Origin of the sequence: Paenibacillus koleovorans NBRC 103111 (genome assembly GCF_004000845.1) — a bacterium.
Classification (GTDB): Bacteria; Bacillota; Bacilli; order Paenibacillales; family NBRC-103111; genus Paenibacillus_AA; species Paenibacillus_AA koleovorans.
Map to the genome: position 1 here is coordinate 38649 of NZ_BIMA01000011.1, position 18841 is coordinate 57489.

The window sequence follows — 18841 nt, forward strand, 5'->3', positions numbered from 1 at the left end:
GTTATGAACCGAGAAGAAAAAAAGCGCGAAACTCGCAAACGCATCATGGAAGCCGCCGTCAAGCTTTTTTCCGATCAAGGGTATGATTCAACGACCGTCGCGCAAATTACGGAGAAAGCCGGTGTCGGCAAAGGCACCTTCTTCAACTATTTCAATTCCAAAGAAGAGATCATGTGCGATCTGCAGGGCTTCTGGGCGGTGGACGAGATTATGAAGCTGCGCGAACATCATGGCCCGTACGTGCCTGTCATCAAAGAGCTGATGATGGAGCTGATCCGTCGCATGCAGCTGAACCGTCCGCTCGCGAACGCGATGCTGACGGGGATGTTGTCCAGCCCGATTAATTTGGCGAATCAAAACGATATTTTGCAATCCGTCTATGAGGCCGCCGCCCCGGTCATCCGACTGGCTCAGGACCGCGGGGAGCTCAGCCGAGCCCTTTCGCCGCAAGCGATTGTGGAGCAGATCGTGCAGAGCTTTTTCGGCTCGATGCTGTTCTGGTGCATGGAGCAGGGCGAGGAGCAGCTGGAGGCGCAGATGCGCGTGACGATGGAAGTGACGTTGGCCGGCTTGGCCCCGCAAGAAGAAATCTAGCAACATGTGAATCCAGGGCTGTCGAATTTCGGAAGAAAATGGTATACTGGCTTCGTGAGCTTTTGAAGGAGCCTGCAGAGGAGGGATGTTCCGCGTGACCATTCAATCGCTAAGTTCTGCGTTCAGTCAGTACCAGGCAAGCAGCTTGCCCGCGGCCGTCGGCATCATGATGCTCGACAAGGTGAAGGTCATGACCGAAATGCAAGGCGCTCAGATGGCGCAAATGCTTCAACAGAGCGTGCAGCCTCACCTGGGCGGGAACATCGACATTCGAGCGTAAATGGAATATGTAGTGATCTGGGGCAGCCGATTCGGCTGTTCTTTTTTTGCGAGCTTCTGGTGCTCGGGGACAATAGGGAGATGACATAGTTACTGCTAAGCAGCTAGTCTACTCAATCTTCTCCTCCGGTTCATTTGTACGATTTTTCGTGCAAATGGAGGCTCAGATCAGCTACCCTTTGCAACACCAGCCACTCGAACCATCCGAGCCGCCTCAGCCTCCCCGCCGAACCCGTCAACCAAGTAACCTAGAAGCTTTTACACTCCATTGTTACTTGTCCGCCGATCCCAGCTTACCCATTCGCTACAGTAGATCCATGTATTCCTGCTAACCTTCTGTTCTTGTCTACTTCAGCAGTCTACTTGGTGGGTAAAACGGTCGGCAGTAGGCGAAGTGGGGTAAAATTGGTCTACTTGGCGGCTGCCACGATCAGCGGTGGGCCATGTAAAATCACCCATAAACTTTAGCGAATCCGCCAAGACCGGCCGCTTCCCATCATGCTACAGTTAGCTCAAACGAGAGGGATAGAGGAGACGTGGTTGAGATGACGGGGCAGCTGGAGCAGTTGGGGTTAACGGAAGAGCAAATCGCGTTCTACAGGGAAAATGGGTTTGTCCAGGTGGACAATGTGCTGACGGCGGACGAGATTGCAGAGCTCACGTGCTACATCGAAGAAGCGATGGCGGAGAAGGGAGCGCTTGCCTTTCAAAACTCCGAAGGGGAGTCGAGAAGCAGCTACTACCGTGTGCTGAACCAGAAGGTCAACACGTGGCGGGATCACGCCGGCATGGCGCGCTACACGACACATCCGAAGCTGGCGCAGATCGCGCTGCGCCTGTCGGGGGCGGACGGCATCCGGCTGTTCCACGACCATGCGCTGTGGAAAATGCCGCAGGATTCCAAGCCGACGCCGTGGCATCAGGATTTCGTCTACTGGCCGATGCACGAGCTCGGCAAAACCGCGCTCTCGGCTTGGATTCCGCTGGACGATGTGGATGAGAGCAACGGCTGCATGATGTTCATCCCGGGCTCGCACGAAGCCGGTATGCTGCCGGGCATCAGCTTGAGCGATCCGCAGGATATTTTCGAATACGTGCAAGGGACCGACCTCGACAAGAAAAAGCCGGTGATGGTACCGCTCCGAAAAGGCAGCTGCACATTTCACAACGGCTTGACGTTCCATTACGCTCACGCCAACCGAACCGATAATCCGCGCCGCGTGCTCGCGATCATTTATTTCCCGGACGGCACGACGTACAACGGGAAAAAACATGTGATCACCGATCCGTGCGAGTTCCAGGCCGGCGAGCCGATCCAGGGCGGCCTGTTCCCGCTGCTGGCCAGCAACCAACGCGCCTAACAAAAACGGAGCTCCTCAACAGAGGGGCCCCTCATTCATTCACACACGCTCGCTCGACCGCACCAGCAGCTTCCACGCCACCCACAGCACCGAGCTGACGAGCATCACATCAAAACACACATTGAACAAAAACAGATGTTTGGCCAGATCGGCTTCTCCGTCCCCGATGACAGGTATCAAAAAGGATATAGCCCCGATGCAGCCGACTAGCGCGAACAGCTCCGCGAACACACGCTGCCGTAAGCTCGCCGCTCGCAAGTACTCCCAAACCAGCACCCCGAAATAAAAAACATACAAAGCGAACACGAACCAGAACCGGTTCGGCAGCCAAGCCTTCTTGCCTTCGCTCCACAGGCTGAGCTTCGTCAGCACCGCCCCGCGCGGCTGGCCCTCGGACTGCTCGTACGTGCCGAGGTAGTACGGCCGGATCTTCATCCCTTCCTGCGCCGCCACCTCCAGCTTCTCGAGCAGCCGCCCCGGATGCTTCAAGTAGAATGCCGCAATCTTCGCATGACTCATCCGATTATAGAACATTTCGTATAACTGCGGGTCCCGCTGCGGAATCGGCGTGTTCGGCGTGAAAAAATTCGTATTCGCCAGCACCGCCAGCTCCGGGCTCAGCCCCAGCTCCTGCAAATCCGCCTGAACCGTATCCGAATCCTTCAACACGCCATAGAAGACGGTCTGGTAAATATTGATCTCCTTGAACTGCTTCGGCGCGAGCGCATACATAGCGGCGGACCCTAACACGAGCGCCAGCGAAAAGCCGATCACCCGACGTCGCCACCCGCGATCCGGGCTGAACCCGAGGAAGCGGAAGCCCATCAACCCAGCCAATACGCCGACAGGGGCGTTCTGGATTTTCGAGAAAACGAAGAACAAACAGGCCGTGAAATAAAGCGCCAGCAGCCGCTTGGAAGGTTTCTCTTGTCTTGTCAGCGCGATGCCGAATGCTAGAGTGAGCAGCAGAAAGACGAGCGATACCGGCTCGCCGAACAGCGAGTTGAAATAAGCGACATAGGCGCCGTCCGCGAACACGACTACCAGAAGCACCGCCAACAACCCATTAAACGCAATCGACGTCTTCGATTTGTTCCACCGCAGCAAATAATAGAAGGCGACCAACAGCAGCGCCCCATACAGCAGCACCATAAATCGCATATCGAACACGGAGTTGCTGTGCAGCACCCGATTCAGCAGCGTGGCCGCGAAGACGACTAACGTCTGGGTCGTAATGTATGCGCCTTTGCCTAACATTACGAGGCTCCAGTCCTCTATGTAAAACCCGAAATACTTGTCGTCGTAGCTAAGCGTCGGATCCAAATAATCGAGCCCGACCGTAGCCATAATCCGCAAAAAGTCGCCATTGTCCGCCATTCCGACAATAGGAGGGACCATCGTCACATAGATGATGATCCCGCATACGACGGCTAACGTCCAAAACTCAATCGTGCGAACCGCCCTCGACAAGGACGCTGCGAATCGCCACCAAAGCGAACGCCATCGATTCAAGATTCGCCACCTCCTGCACGCAGCACCGGTCCCCCCGGCACCCGAAATGTGAAGAAGCGATGGCCAAGGTAGTTCGTAATCGTATAAACGCCGTTTCCGATCAAGATCGCCACATTTTCCGCCCACTTCGAGCCTTCGACGCCTATCAGCCCTAATCCCCAGTGGCTAAGCATAATTCCAAGCTGGTAGGAGCCGAAATAGCAGACCAGAATGACGAGCACGAACTTCCAGGCGCTGCGGCCGACGCTGACATCCGATTTGAACGTGAATTTCTTGTTCAGCCAGTAGCTGACAATCGCCCCGATCGTATTCCCGAGAAAGGTGGACACCCAGTAGTTGAAGCCGGCGAGATTGAGAAAAGCGTAAGCGGCGGATAGTCCGACCAGGGTGTTAAGCACGCCGACGAACAGAAACCGCACGAAAGAATGATTCCAATACGCTTGCAGTCTGGCGTTCATTACTCCGACCCTTTCACCGGCTGCAGATCGGCACGTGCGCCTACGCCAGGATCAGCCGCCCCACCGGCACCGCCAGCGCCGCCAGAACCACCAGAACCACCAGAACCGCTGCCGAGCTCACTAACCGCTCCCACGGCCATACGCGAAACTTGCGGAATCAGCTCTGTCTCCACGATGAACAGTGGACGATGTTTGACTTCCTTGTAAATTTTACCGATATACTCGCCGATCAACCCCAAGCTGATCAACTGGATGCCGCCGATAAACCAAACGGACACGACGATGGACGTCCAGCCTTCGACCGTGTTGCCGACCATTTTCTGAATGATCGCATACAGCCCGGCAATAACGCTCACAAGAAACATCAGGAAACCAGCCGTAGAGACGAGCCGGATCGGAGTGACGCTGAGCGAGGTGATGCCGTCCCAGGCGAACGCCAGCATTTTCTTCAGCGGATACTTGGACTCGCCGGCGAATCGCTCATGACGGTCGTAATACACGTTGGTCGACTTGTAGCCCACCATAGGCACGATGCCGCGCAGGAACACGTTCACTTCCTTGAACCGGTCGAGCTGCTCCAGCGCGCGGCGGCTCATCAGCCGGTAGTCGGCATGGTTGTATGTAATCTTGACGCCCATGCTCTTCATCATCTTGTAGAACGATTGAGCGGTGAACCGCTTGAAGAATGTATCGGTATCGCGGCTCTGGCGCACGCCGTAGACGATGTCGTAGCCTTCGTGGAACTTGATCATAAACTCGCGAATCACGTTCGGATCGTCCTGCAGGTCGGCGTCGATCGAGATCGCACAGTCGGTCCGGTGCATGACGGATTTCAACCCGGCGAGCAGCGCGCTCTGGTGGCCGGCGTTGCGGGCAAGCTTCAGCCCCGAAATATGCGGATGCGTCCGGTGATACTTCTCGATCAGCTCCCAAGTCCGGTCCCGGCTTCCGTCATCGACGAACAGCACGAAGCTGCTCGGGGCGGCCAGCTTGTCCGCTACCAGCCGCTCCACGACGGCCGTCAATCGAACGACCGTTTCCGGCAGCACTTCTTCTTCGTTATAACAAGGCACTACTATGCTTACGACAGGCAATTTCCCAATACTCATCGGCGTTCTTGAATCTCCTCATCTATTAAGAAATCATTGTGACAACAGGCTAGGATTTGAACTCATCATAACCCTTTCTTCCAACCAAATCAACCGCATCGCTCTATCCGACGATCACTCCGAGAGGGTATGACGATCCGTCTGAAGAGCCGCCGACGGACGTCCCTGCAGGCGGGCATACAGCTTGCCTCCGAGCCGCTCGAAGCGCGCCGCGAAACGGTCGTAAGCCTTCGACCCGACGATCAAATCGGCCAGCTTCACGCATCCGTAAGCGAAGAGCATGCCGGCGAACATATCGATGATCCAATGTATTTTCAGGTACAAAGTAGAAATCATAATGGAAACGCCGTAAATGCCGATGATCCAGCGATACCAGCGGCTTTTCTCCCGCATAGCGAGCAGGATGGCGGCAAAAGCGATGGAAGTGTGCATGCTTGGGAAACAGTTCAGCACCGTAGCCAGCGTCTTCTCCTCCGACATGCCGCGCTCCAGCAAATCCGGCGTCCCTTGCACATACCAAACCTCCTGCAGAAAGATCGTGTTATAGAACGGGAGAATGAGAGGCACTTGCAGCAAATACCCGGCAAGCGAGTAGCGCCCGAATTTTTTCGCATCCTTGGTGCAAAACGCGCGAATGACGCAAATCCAATACGTCAGCGCAAAGCCGAAGCCGTACACCCACTGAAAATACTTCGTCAGCCATTCGGGCTGCCAGATCCGCATAAATGCCGCGTCGTTGAATGGAATCGAGTTGAACCAGTCGTTCCATTTGAATATATGGCGCACGTTCTCGGTCTGATAGCCAACGATTTTGAACCACAGCGGATTCGCGTATTGATAGATGAGGAAAAAAGCGAACAGCACAACGAGACCGATCGGCATGAACTGGCCCCAAGAGAGGTCCTTCGAGTCCTTATTCGTCCCATCCAGAGAAGCCCCTAGCACAAGCAGGCATAAAAAGCCCCAATTTTCCACACGGGAAATAGCGATGATCAGGATGGACAGCACGGCGAACAGGATGCCCATAATAAGCTGCTTTTTGGTAAGTCTGGTAAGCATGGCGCTTGGTGATTCCCCTTTTCTATGACGTTCCCTTTACACTTCATTAACAATACTGGATGGACGGGCGGGGTGGCAATACCGAATTGTGGCAAATGTACAGGCGCAAGGTGCTGGTGGCCCGGAGTCGGATCGTTTTCAGCAACTATTTCAGCTTTTCGGCTAAATACAAGCGGGGGAGAATTCTTATATAATGAAGCGGAGAAAAAGGTGAGGGGAGCATCCGCGACGTGATGAGCTCGACTGGGAAACGACCGAATGTCATTGTGTTTTTTACCGACCAGCAACGATGGGATACGACCGGCGTGCACGGCAATCCGCTTGATTTGACCCCGAATTTCGACCGGATGGCGACGCGCGGCACGCATCTGTACAATACGTTCTCGATGCAGCCGGTTTGCGGTCCTGCTCGCGCTTGTATGCAGACGGGCCAATACGCGACGGTGAACGGCTCGTTCCGCAACGGCATTCCGCTGTCGCCGGACGCGAAGACGATCGCTCATTACTTCAATGATGCCGGGTATCGGACAGGCTATATCGGCAAGTGGCATCTGGCGCCGGGCAACAAGCCGGTTCCGGAGGAGTATCGGGGCGGCTATCAGGAATGGCTGGCTTCGAATGTGCTGGAGTACACGTCCCGCGCTTATGAGACAACGATGTACGATGAAAATAATGAGGCGGTGCAGCTTCCCGGCTATCGGGCGGATGCTCTGACCGACGCGGCGATTCGGTTCATCGATCGGAACAAACAGGATCCGTTTTTTCTGTTCGTCTCTTATGTGGAGCCGCACAATCAGAACCAGCGCGACGATTATCCGGCGCCGGAGAGCTACCGCGGTCGCTACACGTCGCGCTGGGTTCCGCCGGATCTGGCGGAGTTCAGAGGCTCGGCGCATCGCCATCTGGACGGCTATTACGGCATGGTGAAACGGCTCGACGAGTCGCTCGGCCGCCTGCAGGACACGCTGATCAGCCTGAAGCTGGACAAGGACACGATCCTCGTGTTCACGTCGGACCACGCGTGCCACTTCCGCACGCGCAATGTCGAGTACAAGCGCTCGTGCCACGAGAGCTCGATCCGCGTGCCGACCGCGATATGCGGGCCGGGCTTCGACAGCGGGGGCCAGCTCCGCGAGCTGGTCACCCTGCTCGACATCGCCCCGACGCTGCTGGACGCGGCGGGCCTCGAGGTGCCGGCCCATATGCAGGGCCGGTCGGTGCTGCCGCTCGTGCGCAGGCAGAGCGCGGATTGGCCTGACGACGTGCTGATCCAGATCAGCGAGTCGCAGGTAGGGCGGGCGGTCCGGACGGCCCGCTGGAAGTATGGGGTCGACGCCCCCGGCTTCGATCCGAGCAAGGACATGTACGCCGACAAGTACGTCGAGCAATATCTCTACGACCTCGAATCCGATCCGTATGAGCTGCAAAATTTGATCGGCTTCCCGTCGCACCGCGAGGTGGCGGACCGGCTGCAGCAGCGGCTCATCCGGCGGATGACCGCCATCGGCGAGCCGGAGCCGACGATCGAGCCCGCGCCGCCTGTCCGCAGCGGGCAGCGTCAAGTGCTGGATTGGGAGCTGGAGCTGTAAAGCAATTAGACGAGCAACCTTGGAGTCTAACGGACTCCAGGGGTGCTTTTTATTGTGAAGGTACCTGAAGAGGCTGCGAAAGGAGCCTCTGTCCCCATTCGATTCCTAGCACCACTTCTCTCCTTGCACCTGCGCTCTCCAGCCCTCGCTTGCCCTCGTCTCCCCCTCACCAACCCTCACCAGCCCTCGCTTGCCCTCGTCTCCCCCTCACCAACCCTCACCAGCCCTCGCTTGCCCCCGTCTAGCCTCCGCCAGCCCTCATCCCCACCCGATGCAGTCCGAATTTTCCTCACTGCGTGGCGTCTGCTAAGCAGAAGGTCGTCTGTAGTCCGACTTAGCCCACTTGCGTAGCCGTTTCCGCGCTCCCCTTCTGAACCCGCCGCTCCAATTCGGTGAAATCGGACTACGGAGCAAACCCCGACTTCAACCGACTCCGCAGTCCGACTTTTTCGGACTGCAGAGTAAGCAAGGTTACTTGGAGGTCGGCCGCATGGGTTGCATCTAAAGTTACGCTCAGCTCGATTTTCCACTTTCCGGCACTGTACTTTCGGTCCCAGCCAGTAACCGTGCTCATGGGTTTCGAACCCCCTTGCTAAGGCGGCTACTCCAATTCGGCAGGACTAGAGAACCCTTCTCACCTTCGACTTACACTGCAATGACAATACCCTCTCACTCCACAAGTGATGACAATCCTGCTATAAACCCCAAACTTTTGTGTCATCGAGCCTATGGCCCCTTGCTTTATGATGAGGATGCACGAAAAAAAGGAATCGGGGGGGTCATTGATTTGATTAAAGCGCTTTCTTCCTGGAAACGCGCGTCTCTAGTGTTCATCGGATTGTTCGCCTTGATTCTAGTCATTATAGCGGCAGCGGCAACGCCTGCCCACGCGGCGGTGGCATGGGACACATTCGAAAGCGATACGCTAGGCGCCGTTCCTGCAGGGTATTACAGCACGGGCGCGTCTACAACCGTATCCAACATACAGGCATACGCCGGCAGCAAATCGGTTCGCATCCAGGATACTTCGGCTTCCGTCTTGTCGGCGCTAGTGAAGAAAACGGCGCCATCCCATGCCAAGCTGCTGGAATTTCAAATTCACCCCGTTACCGTCGCTTTTACGAACGTGTTTAGTTTAAGCACGGGCGATACAACTGACGATATCGTATTCCAATTGGGCGTTCATACGGATGGCCGGCTCAAATATTACGACGGCACCGCCTGGAACTACATGGGAGCGGTCGGCACGGTGCCGATGAACGCCTGGAGCAAAATCCGCGTCTATGCAAGCGATACGACTTCGGCGGATCTCTACGTGAACGATGTGTTCATCGGCACGGCCGGCCTCTATCACTGGTTCCCGACGATGGATCGGGTCATCTTCCGCAGCGGCTCGACGGCAGGAACAGGCGATGAGTATTACATCGACCAAGTCAGCTTCATCGATCCGCAGGAGGAAGATACGTTCGAGGATGGGGCGACAGGATCGCTTCCGGCAAATTACAGTCTGATCGCTTCCGATGTGAAGGTGAGCACGGCACGTGCTTTTGAAGGAGGCAAATCGCTTCGCATCTATGACAACAACGGCAGCGCTTCATCCAATGCGGTGAAAGTAACATCGATCTCAGCAGCCAAAACGCTGGAATTCCGGATGTATCCGGTTGCGGCGCCGGGAAGGAATATTTTCCACGTAAGTAGCGGCGGCAATGCATTAAGCAATATTGTGTTTATGGTGGGCGTCAACAGCAACGGCAGTGTCCAATGGTACAACGGGTCGAGCTGGGTGAACGTAGGGGGCGCTGGCACATTTACTTTTAATAAGTGGAACCAAGTGAAGCTTGTCGCAGACGACACGACTGCAGCAGATCTGTATGTGAACGGCTCCTTCGTCGGTACGATCGGGTACCGCAATGCCTACACTACCATGGACCGTTTCGGCTTTATGAGCGGCTCGACGACGGGAACCGGCGACGACTTCTACGTGGACAACGTCAGCTTTCAGAAACCCGATCCACCCGCGGGCATTATTTATGAAGCGGAAGCAGCGACGCTCAGCAATTACACCGTGGAGAACGTAGCGGAAGCGCGTGGCGGTCAGGTTGTGAAAGTGACGGCTACCGGCACGGGTACAGCGTCCTTCACATTCGGCGGCACATCCGGCTACTACGCGATTAACGTGGGCTATTTTGAAGTGACCGGTCCGAACGACAGCACATTCCGCGTCAAACAGAACGGTGTCGAGATCGATTACTGGAAAGGCCAATACGACGATCTCGCTCCTCATGTGAGGAAAGTGAAGGAGTATTGGCCGGTAACGAACGGGGATACGTTTGTGATCGAGGGCACTTATGGCACCGATCCTTCCAAAATCGATTATTTGCAATTCACGGACGCGATTCCAAGATCGCTGACACGCGGGCATCTGATCGACGATCAAACCGGTACGATCGGGGAAGTGCCCTCCAGCTGGACCGCCGTGAAAACGGGCGGTACCGTAGACCGGCAGCTCTCGCCGGATAATGTGCCTTCCCTCAGGCTGCATGATACGAGCGGCTCGCAACTAGTCTCTGCGGAGCGAAGGTTTCTCGAGCAAACCTCGGGAACAGTTACGCTGCAGTTCCGCTTCCGCGTATCGGCCAAGGTGGACGGATTGAGCTGGGAATTGCGCAGCGGGGCGACGTCCGGCGTGAAGCTCGTTACGTCCGGCGGCCATATCGCTTATGAGAACTCCAGCGGCACGCCCGTAACGTTGCTCAGCAACTACGCGGTCAATACGTGGTACGGCGTGAGAATCGTGGCGAACATTGACACGGATACGGCGGATATCTCCATCAACGGCGCCACATACTCGGTCACGGGAGTCAGTTTCCGCAATGCCGTAAGCAGCCTCGACCGGTTGTTCATTCAGACGACGAATAGCGGCACGACTACGATGCTGGTCGGTCCGATAGAGCTGGTTAAGGGCTACGAAGTCTACGAGAACTTCCTAACGTATGCCGTCGGCGGTACGCCTTCCGGCTGGACGGTCGACAACAGCGGAGGAAGCGGCGATGTGCAAGTTATGCAGAGCAATGTGCCTAGTGACATTCTCTCCTACAAGTTGAACGACACGAACGGCGCAGCCAGCGTTTCGCTCAGCACCGGCTTCACGGCTCAGACCGGCAAGATGACGGCCGAGTTCATGTTCATGCTTCCGGTGAAGGTAGACGGAATGGCTGTCCAGCTGCTAAGCGGCAGTACGGTAGGGGTGAAGCTCCTGACTTCCGGAGGCGACATCAGTTATGAGAATTCCGTTGGCACCCCTGTGTCGATCTGGAGCGGCTATAAGGCGAACGTCTGGTACGATATCCGCATCGTCGCCGACGCCTCCACGGATCTGGCCGACATTTATGTGAACAAGATCAAGGTGGCCAACCAGGTAGCCTTCCGCAACAACACAAGCAATCTGAATATGATTCAGGCAGTCACTTCTTCCGGAAATACCGGCGTAATGTGGTTCGATGACGTTCAAGTATTCCAAGGCACTTATACGAGCCTCGTTCCGGCTCCCGATACCGCCGCGGCCGATTCTCCCTATACCGTAGGCGTTCAAGCCTGCGACTTGTGGAGGGAGGGCCATCACAAGGGGTATACCGCGCTACAGCCTTACGATAACCGCCTTCCGCTGTTCGGCTATGCGGAGGACGGCAATCCCGAGGTAGCGGACTGGGAGGCAAAGTGGATGCTGGAGCATGGCATCAGCTTGTATATGCCTTGCTGGTACCGGCCGGCCTACACGAAGGGCAATCCGATCAAGGAGCCGGCGGAGTCCGCGAAGCTGCATGAAGGATTCATGAACGGCAATTATTTCGATCAGATGAAATTCGCGATTTTATGGGAGAACAACTCGGCGGCTTCCGGCGTATCGAATGCGACCGACTTCAAAACGAATTTGTTGAATTATTGGATTGAGCACTACTTCAAGCACCCATCCTACTTTTTGATCGACAACAAACCGGTTATTTTCGTGTACAACAGCGCAAACCTGGACACCGACGTAGGCGGCTCGGCGATGGCTCTGAACGATGCACGCAACATCCTGATCGGAGAAGGCTTCGCCGGGGCGATCTTTATCGCGGAGAACAGGCAGACCACCTCGGCATCCGTACAGACGATCAAAAATCGAGGGTTCGATTACCACTACTCCTACACTTGGACGACCGCCAGCATGAGCACCCAGCAGACGAATCTCACCACACAGCGGGGACACAACATCCTAGATCCGATTCCGGTGCTGACGCAAGGCTGGGGCAACGAGCCGTGGGCCGGGCCGACTCGCAAAACGAATATCCCGCTCGCAAATTGGTTATCCGGCTTATCATGGTTGAGGGATACGTTCATGCCCGGGTATTCGTCCGGCTCGCTCGGCAGGAGCCTGATTCTGCTCGACAACTGGAATGAAATCAATGAAGGCCATACGCTCATGCCAAGCAATCTGAAGGGCTTCGGGTATTTGGACGCTATTCGTGAAGTATTCTACTCCGGCTCGGCGCCTCACACCGACTTGCTGCCGCAGGATTTGCATTTGGGGCCTTATGATGAACTGACGCCTAAACTCTATTAATATCAGAAGGAGATTATGCCGGTGAGACTGAAAGATAAAGTTGCAATCGTCACCGGCGCCTCCCGCTCACTAGGTCGGGCGGTAGCGCTAAGGTATGCGGCGGAAGGAGCGGCGGTCGTCGTCGGCTGCGGGTCGGATGAGCAGGCTGCGAACGAAGTGGTGGCGCAGATCGAATCGGCGGGCGGCCAGGCGCTCGCAATACGTGCAGACGTTTCCATAGAGGCGGAAGTGGTGCGCCTGGTGAAGCGGACGACGGATACGTTCGGACGCATTGACATTCTGGTCAATAACGCCGGCGTCGACCCGCGTCAGCACTGGCTCGACATCAGCGGCGACGACTGGGACCGGGTGATGCGCATCAATGTGAAGTCGCAATTTCTGTGCACCCAAGCGGTGTTCCCGCATATGAAGGCGGTCGGCGGTGGTCACATGATCAATGTCTCGTCCGTTGTGTTCTGGCGCGGACAGTCCGGGTATGCTCACTATGTCGCTTCGAAGGGAGCGATCGTAGGTCTTACCCGGGCGATGGCGCGCGAGCTTGGGGAGCACAACATTCGAGTAAACTGCATTACTCCTGGCGCCGTGCTGACGGAGACCGAGCTTGACAAGCTCGGCTCCGCAGAGGCGCAGGAGCAGGCTTCAGCCTACTTGCTGCAGGAGCAGGCGCTCAAGCGGCGGGAGACGACCGACGACATCGTCGGCGCGTTCGTCTTCCTCGCTTCCGCGGACTGCGGCTTCGTTACCGGCCAATGCCTGAACGTCGACGGCGGTTGGATCATGCATTGAAGGGGAGATTCGATTGAAAGTGTCCGAAGTGTTGTCGACGGCGCCGGATCGGCTGTGGCAGCTGGCACGGCAGGCGGGGGTAACGGGTGTCGTCTCGAGACTGCCGCTTAGCCCGGACGGACGGGCGTCCGTCGATTATATGGATTTGCTGCAGCTGGTCAAACGATATGAGGATTTCGGCTTTCGGGTGGAAGCCTTCGAGCCCGGTTACGAATGGGAGCTGGACCATGTGCGGATCGGAACGGACAAGGCCCGTCGCGACGAGGAGATCGCCGCCTGCAAGCGGCTGATCCGCCACCTCGGGGCGCTGGGCGTGCCGGTCCTCTGCTACAATTTTATGGCCCGCTTCAACTGGGTGCGCACGTCGCTGGCATTGCCGACACGTGGCGGAGCACTCGTCACCGGTTACGATCATGCATGCATGAAGGACGCACCGCTCACAGACTCGGGTGTGGTCACCGAGGAGCAGCTGTGGGAAAATCTGCAATACTTTCTTCGCGAAGTTGTACCGGTAGCGGAGCAAGCCGGCGTGCGGCTTGCCCTGCATCCCGACGATCCTCCGGTTTCGCCGATTCGGGGCATCGCCCGAATCATAACGAGCGCCGCAGCGCTGCGGCAAGCGATACAATTAGTTCCGAGCGAGTACAGCGGAATTACGATGTGTCAGGGCACCTTGGCGGCGGCTGGGGAGGCAATTCCCGAGAAAATCCTCGAGTTCGGCGGCTTGAACCGTTTGTTCTATGTCCACTTCCGCGACATCCGCGGTACGGCCGAACGTTTCAGCGAGACGTTCCACGACGACGGACAAACGAATATGGCGGAGGCGGTCAGAGCCTATCGCAAAATCGGCTTCCATGGCCCGGTTCGCGTCGATCATGTGCCGACGATGGCCGGCGAAGATAACCGGACGCCTGGTTACGAGTCGATGGGGAGGCTGTTCGCGCTCGGCTATTTGCGGGGATTGTTGGACGGAACGAACGAGTAACGGCGCCTTGCCAAAGTTCGGCTCTTGTTACAGGAAGAGCGGGGCTGATACAATCGAATCAAGGGGTTGGGTATGGAACAGAGGGGGACAAGCAGCATGCGCCGATTATTGATCGTGGACGACGAGAGCAGTGTATGCGAACGGCTCGCAGGACTACTGCCTTGGAGCGAATATGGGGTCGAACCGGCAGGGGAGGCGCATAACGGCGAGCAGGCATGGGAGATCGTCCGTAGGGGTGATATCGATATCGTCTTGACCGATATACGCATGCCCGTGCTGGACGGGTTAAGCTTGGCGGCTCGAGTACGCGGGGCGCTGCCTCATGTCAAGCTGATCGTGATGAGTGCTTACAACGATTTTGCCTATGCGCAAGAAGCGATTCGTCACGGGGTGAAAGGGTATTTGCTGAAGCCGGTCATCCGGGAAGAGCTGGAGGATTTGATTCGCGGCATGCTGCGGGAGCTCCAACAGGAGGAATCCATCGCTCGGAAGGGGCCAGCGGAGAAGACTGACACGGAGACGCAGCTGATCCGATTGCTTGAGCAGGGGAGCGTCCAGCCGGGCGATGAGCGACTGCCGTTCGGTGCGGATGGGGCGGAGCGTTATGTACGCATTGTGGTGTGCGCCTTCGATTCGCTGCCGGAAGGCGAGCCTCTGCAGGCGGTTCGCAATTGGATTCTAACCGTTGCGAGACAGCAGGCGGCCTTCCGATCCGTACCGCTCCTGATCTACGGGAACCGGCTGATTTTATTCGCCCATAATGCGCAACCGATTAGCAAAACCGACATGCTTGGACCGCTCCGTTCTCTGCAGGAGCAGCTGCGTCTCCATGAAGACGGAACGGTCGGCCGGCTCGGCGGCATGGTGTTCGGCGTCGGCAATTTGCACCGGGGTCACGTTGGCATTGCCGCTTCGTACAATGAAGCGGTTTATGCGCTGAGTGCCCGGTTCTTCTATGGCACGGACAAAATTTTATTCCGTCAGGATATGGCAGTTTCGGGATCATCGGCCCCCTATTCAGCCGGAGAAGGCAAGGAAGAGAAGGTGAAGCGGGCCGCCGACGCGCTCGTCGAAGCGATTGTAGACAGACGGTTGGCGGAGATGTCCCGGCATGTGTTCGGCTTCTTCGATGCCCTGGAGGAGACGTATCCTCAGCGGGTCGCAGATATTCGACTGCAGTGTATGGAGGCGATCTTCGCCCTCGACCGGAAATTGAAGGAACGCGAGCTGGGCGGGAAGTTTCCCAACAAGACGGAAGCGATGGAGACGATTCAAGCCACCGGCACTTTGTCGGAGCTGAAGGCTTGGTTTAAACGCAAAATGGAAGCGGTTGCAGCACGTCGAGAAACGGTCACCTCGCTGGAAGGGACGAACGATTATGTGCAGGCGGCCAGCCAATTCGTCCTAATGCATTACAAAACGAAAATTATGGTGGAGGACGTCGCCGGACGGCTGCACCTCAATCCCAAATATTTCAGCTCGCTGTTCAAGAGAGAGACCGGCGAGAACTTCGTCGATTATGTCAACCGGATTCGCATTGAGAAAGCTTCCGAACGGATTTTGCGCACGGACGCCAAGATTAAGGACATTTCCGTGGATGTCGGGTTCTCCAACTTTTCCTATTTCAACAAGACCTTCAAGCGGGTAATGGGCGTCACGCCTCTCGTATACCGCATAAATCGATCCAAGGAGAGGGAGTGAGCGGGTGGGTGGACGCAAAATCAAGCTGAGCAACTTCCTGATGCTGTTCTCGCTCGCCGCCGTCCTAATCATTCTGTTGTCGATCAGTACTCTGTTCTACTACAAGATGAGGGCGTTCGTTCAGGAAAAGCTCGATCACATCCAGTCGATCAAGGTGAGCCAGATTCAGTTCGATATCGCGGGCAGCTTCAACGACGCCTACAATGTGATGAACCATCTGCGCACGAACGAACGCTTCGCGGAAATGATCGACCAGGTGGAGGAGAATACGTCGACCGCCGCCTTCGACAGAGCGACCATGTCGAACGAGCTGGAAACCTTGCTGTTCAACCTGAAGAAGGACAACCCGTTCCTGCGCAGCATCCTCGTGCAGTCGAACCGCACGCAATACAGCTCAAGCGCTCAATACACGAGCCGTCTACCAGAGAGGGAACCGAAGGAAGGGGAGTCGCCGGTGCTGCTGGTCAATAAAGGCCAGACGTACCGGTTTTTCGGCTTGAATCCGGATGCGCCGCCGTCCGATTCCCGGACGAGAGAGGCACTCGACACGCTGAACGGCTCCTACTACTTGTGGAGCCCGCTCATCGGCCGGAACGGAGGTCGGTTGGGCAGCGCCTTCGTGCTGCTGGACGGCGACTACTTCCGGCAGCATATCCCCTACAGCGAGCATATGGCGCTTCTCGATGCCGGGCATGAGGTCATTTTCGCAGGAGACCAAGTGAACGTATCGGCATTGGCTCGGTTGAGCGGCCTGCAGGACGGGACGTATAAACCGGGTCAGCTCGGGCTGAGCGATACGACCGTGACGATCAAACGTCTGGCTCCGTACGAGCTAAGTCTGATCTACGAGGAAAACGTGTCCATTCATCGGGCGCATTTTACGCTGATCCTGAAATTGATCGGATTTATTTTTACCGCCTGCACACTGCTGTCGTTCGCCGGATCGCGTATTGTGGCCGGTGCCATGCTGCAGCCGCTGCTTCGGTTTCTCAAGCAAATGAAAAGCTACGACAGCTTTGGCGACCGCCCTGCGCTTCCCGTGCAGAAGCGTTCGCTTTCTTTACATACTCGTTTCTTTCTGTATTTTGCCGTTACGATTTTGTTCCCCGTGCTGTTGTTCATCGGGGCTTTCTATACCCAATCGATGCGCATCGTAGGCGATGAGCTTCGCGACTCATACTCGACGGTATTCCATAACACTGTACACAGAATCGAGCTGTTCATCGAACAGAAATCCGTCAGCCTGGCCCGTCTGAGCTATGACACCTACATTCGTCGACTCATTATGAATGAGACGAGCGAATCGCCGCAAGAAATAGCGTCCTGGATTCGCCAAAATGAATATTTGGGCATTTCGCGGGATATCGTGAGCATCTACGACTTGCAGGAACGGCTGATCTTCTCGAACTTCTATCCGCCACCTGACAGAGCAGCGAAGCCTACCGAGGGGGGCGAACGATCCCGCGGACTCAGCTACGAGCTGGAAACGGACCGCAGCGGCGCTTCGTACATCCGCCTCGGCATGCCGATTTTCAACTTATACGGATTTCCACAGCGGATCGGCTTGATTCGTCTCGACATCAACAGCTTATTCCTATCCAACCTGTATGCCGATTTCAAAGAAAACAACAGCAGTGCCTATATCGTCGACGAGCATCGGACGATCGTGTCCCATTCCAGCATGGCCCGCATCGGCCGACAAGACGAGAGCGACGCGACCGACAATGAGTTCCGTTTCGCGGCCAAGCTGCCGCATCTGCCTTGGCAGTTTGTATCCGAATTCGATGCCTCGGCGGTGAAGGAGCAGACGATCGATCTCATGTTCGACGACCTGTCCATCGTGCTCATCCTGCTGCTACTCGCGGTAATCTTTGCCTTCGGCATGTCGCGTTATCTGATTCATCCGTTCCACAAGCTCGGTCTCGTCTTGCCTACTCGCCAGGCCGGCTTGACCGATCGGGACCCGCTTGCCAGAGCGTATGGCATCGAAGAGGTGGATCAGCTCAGCCGCACTTATACCCGAATGCTGGACAGAATTGAAGCACTCGTCGAGGAGTCGCTCATCGCCAACCATCGCCGGCTCCGCTCGGAGTACGAGAAACGCGAATCCCAGCTGCTGGCGCTTCAGGCGCAGATCAATCCGCATTTCCTGTATAACACGCTCGAGAGCCTAGTGTATGCGGTCGAGAAACAGGAGAATGACAAAGCGGTCGTCATGATCCACTCACTGAGTCGGTTGTTCCGGTACATGACAAGCCATGACAGGACGATAGTCTCGATGCGGGAGGAATGCGAGTACGCCCAGGCGTTCGTTCACCTGATCATGCAGCGGTATCACGAACGGGTGGAGTGTCGTTGGCACCTAGACAAGGAGCTGGATCATTGCGGCATTATCAAGCTGGTGCTGCAGCCGATCGTCGAGAATGTGTTCTACCACGGCGTGCCGCAAACGCAGAGCAAGATCGTCATCGATATCCGGACAACTCGACAAGGCGAGCATATCCGCATCGAAGTGTCGGACAATGCGAAGGGCATTCCTGCCGATCAACTGAAGGCGATTCGACAACGGCTACAGGAGCATGACGGCTCCGGCATCGGCATTTACAACGTGAACAAACGGATCAAGCTGCACTACGGGGAAGCCTACGGTCTGGAGATCGAGAGCGAGGAAGGCGCGGGAACGACGGTTTCCATTACAATCCCGCGGCTCTAGCCGCAGCAACAGTGATAACGATCCTGTTATAAACCGCGAACTATTGTGTCATTGTTCCGGCGAACGATCGCTTATTATGAAGGGGCAAACGT

General features: G+C 56.4%; 14 protein-coding genes. 9 read left to right on the forward strand and 5 right to left on the reverse strand.

What is annotated here, in order from left to right; translation table 11 throughout:
- The first annotated feature begins 3 nt into the window (after positions 1–3).
- The 3 genes from PKO02S_RS05525 to PKO02S_RS05535 all read left to right on the forward strand — a co-directional run bounded on the left by PKO02S_RS05525 (position 4) and on the right by PKO02S_RS05535 (position 2234).
- Positions 4–594 (forward strand): TetR/AcrR family transcriptional regulator, encoded by a 591-nt coding sequence (locus tag PKO02S_RS05525; RefSeq protein ID WP_127580102.1) that lies wholly within the window; start codon positions 4–6, stop codon positions 592–594.
- Between the two features lie 94 nt (positions 595–688).
- Entirely contained in the window at positions 689–874 is a 186-nt protein-coding gene (locus PKO02S_RS05530) for a YjfB family protein (protein ID WP_127580103.1), read from the forward strand.
- 544 nt (positions 875–1418) lie between these two features.
- Positions 1419–2234, forward strand: coding sequence for a phytanoyl-CoA dioxygenase family protein (locus PKO02S_RS05535; RefSeq protein WP_127580104.1), 816 nt, complete (start codon positions 1419–1421; stop codon positions 2232–2234).
- A gap of 39 nt (positions 2235–2273) precedes the next feature.
- Here the strand turns inward: PKO02S_RS05535 and wsfD are convergent, their stop codons facing one another.
- The 4 genes from wsfD to PKO02S_RS05555 all read right to left on the reverse strand — a co-directional run bounded on the left by wsfD (position 2274) and on the right by PKO02S_RS05555 (position 6372).
- Positions 2274–3746, reverse strand: coding sequence for a glycan biosynthesis hexose transferase WsfD (gene wsfD / locus PKO02S_RS05540; protein WP_127580105.1), 1473 nt, complete (start codon positions 3744–3746; stop codon positions 2274–2276).
- Entirely contained in the window at positions 3743–4204 is a 462-nt protein-coding gene (locus PKO02S_RS05545; protein ID WP_127580106.1) for a GtrA family protein, read from the reverse strand. Before PKO02S_RS05545 ends, wsfD begins: the two co-directional genes overlap by 4 nt.
- Positions 4204–5313, reverse strand: a complete 1110-nt coding sequence (locus tag PKO02S_RS05550) for a glycosyltransferase family 2 protein (RefSeq protein ID WP_127580107.1) — start codon at positions 5311–5313, stop codon at positions 4204–4206. The genes PKO02S_RS05545 and PKO02S_RS05550 overlap by 1 nt, the downstream gene beginning before the upstream one ends.
- 114 nt (positions 5314–5427) lie before the next feature.
- Positions 5428–6372: a phosphatase PAP2 family protein gene (locus PKO02S_RS05555; protein ID WP_127580108.1), complete on the reverse strand. Its 945-nt coding sequence runs from the start codon at positions 6370–6372 to the stop codon at positions 5428–5430.
- A 233-nt stretch (positions 6373–6605) separates the two neighbouring features.
- Here PKO02S_RS05555 and PKO02S_RS05560 point away from each other — a divergent pair, with 233 nt between their 5' ends.
- Positions 6606–7961 carry a sulfatase family protein gene (locus PKO02S_RS05560; protein ID WP_127580109.1) on the forward strand — a complete coding sequence of 452 codons (1356 nt, stop codon included), beginning with the start codon at positions 6606–6608 and terminating at the stop codon, positions 7959–7961.
- A 403-nt stretch (positions 7962–8364) separates the two neighbouring features.
- Here the strand turns inward: PKO02S_RS05560 and PKO02S_RS32235 are convergent, their stop codons facing one another.
- The gene (locus tag PKO02S_RS32235) at positions 8365–8535 is read right to left on the reverse strand and encodes a hypothetical protein (RefSeq protein ID WP_164821310.1); all 171 of its coding nucleotides are present in this window, start codon (positions 8533–8535) and stop codon (positions 8365–8367) included.
- Positions 8536–8748: 213 nt separating this feature from the next.
- On the opposite strand from PKO02S_RS32235, the gene PKO02S_RS05565 reads away from it, so the two are divergent.
- The 5 genes from PKO02S_RS05565 to PKO02S_RS05585 all read left to right on the forward strand — a co-directional run bounded on the left by PKO02S_RS05565 (position 8749) and on the right by PKO02S_RS05585 (position 18749).
- On the forward strand, positions 8749–12564 hold the full coding sequence (locus PKO02S_RS05565; RefSeq protein ID WP_127580110.1) for a hypothetical protein: 3816 nt from the start codon (positions 8749–8751) through the stop codon (positions 12562–12564).
- 21 nt (positions 12565–12585) lie between these two features.
- A complete protein-coding gene (locus tag PKO02S_RS05570; RefSeq protein WP_164821311.1) occupies positions 12586–13350 on the forward strand; it encodes an SDR family NAD(P)-dependent oxidoreductase in 765 nt (254 codons plus the stop codon).
- A gap of 19 nt (positions 13351–13369) precedes the next feature.
- The gene (locus PKO02S_RS05575) at positions 13370–14335 is read left to right on the forward strand and encodes a mannonate dehydratase (RefSeq protein ID WP_307720007.1); all 966 of its coding nucleotides are present in this window, start codon (positions 13370–13372) and stop codon (positions 14333–14335) included.
- A gap of 96 nt (positions 14336–14431) precedes the next feature.
- A complete protein-coding gene (locus PKO02S_RS05580; RefSeq protein WP_164821312.1) occupies positions 14432–16036 on the forward strand; it encodes a response regulator in 1605 nt (534 codons plus the stop codon).
- 4 nt (positions 16037–16040) lie between these two features.
- Complete coding sequence (locus PKO02S_RS05585) at positions 16041–18749, forward strand: sensor histidine kinase (protein ID WP_127580114.1); 2709 nt, start codon at positions 16041–16043, stop codon at positions 18747–18749.
- Positions 18750–18841: the final 92 nt, after the last annotated feature.

Excerpts from the sequence above, each read along its gene's own strand:
- PKO02S_RS05525 (WP_127580102.1), top strand. The coding sequence starts at position 4 with ATGAACCGAGAAGAAAAAAAGCGCGAAACTCGCAAACGCATCATGGAA.
- PKO02S_RS05535 (WP_127580104.1), top strand. The coding sequence starts at position 1,419 with ATGACGGGGCAGCTGGAGCAGTTGGGGTTAACGGAAGAGCAAATCGCG.
- PKO02S_RS05545 (WP_127580106.1), bottom strand. The coding sequence starts at position 4,204 with ATGAACGCCAGACTGCAAGCGTATTGGAATCATTCTTTCGTGCGGTTT.
- PKO02S_RS05550 (WP_127580107.1), bottom strand. The coding sequence starts at position 5,313 with ATGAGTATTGGGAAATTGCCTGTCGTAAGCATAGTAGTGCCTTGTTAT.
- PKO02S_RS05555 (WP_127580108.1), bottom strand. The coding sequence starts at position 6,372 with ATGCTTACCAGACTTACCAAAAAGCAGCTTATTATGGGCATCCTGTTC.
- PKO02S_RS05560 (WP_127580109.1), top strand. The coding sequence starts at position 6,606 with ATGAGCTCGACTGGGAAACGACCGAATGTCATTGTGTTTTTTACCGAC.
- PKO02S_RS32235 (WP_164821310.1), bottom strand. The coding sequence starts at position 8,535 with ATGAGCACGGTTACTGGCTGGGACCGAAAGTACAGTGCCGGAAAGTGG.
- PKO02S_RS05580 (WP_164821312.1), top strand. The coding sequence starts at position 14,432 with ATGCGCCGATTATTGATCGTGGACGACGAGAGCAGTGTATGCGAACGG.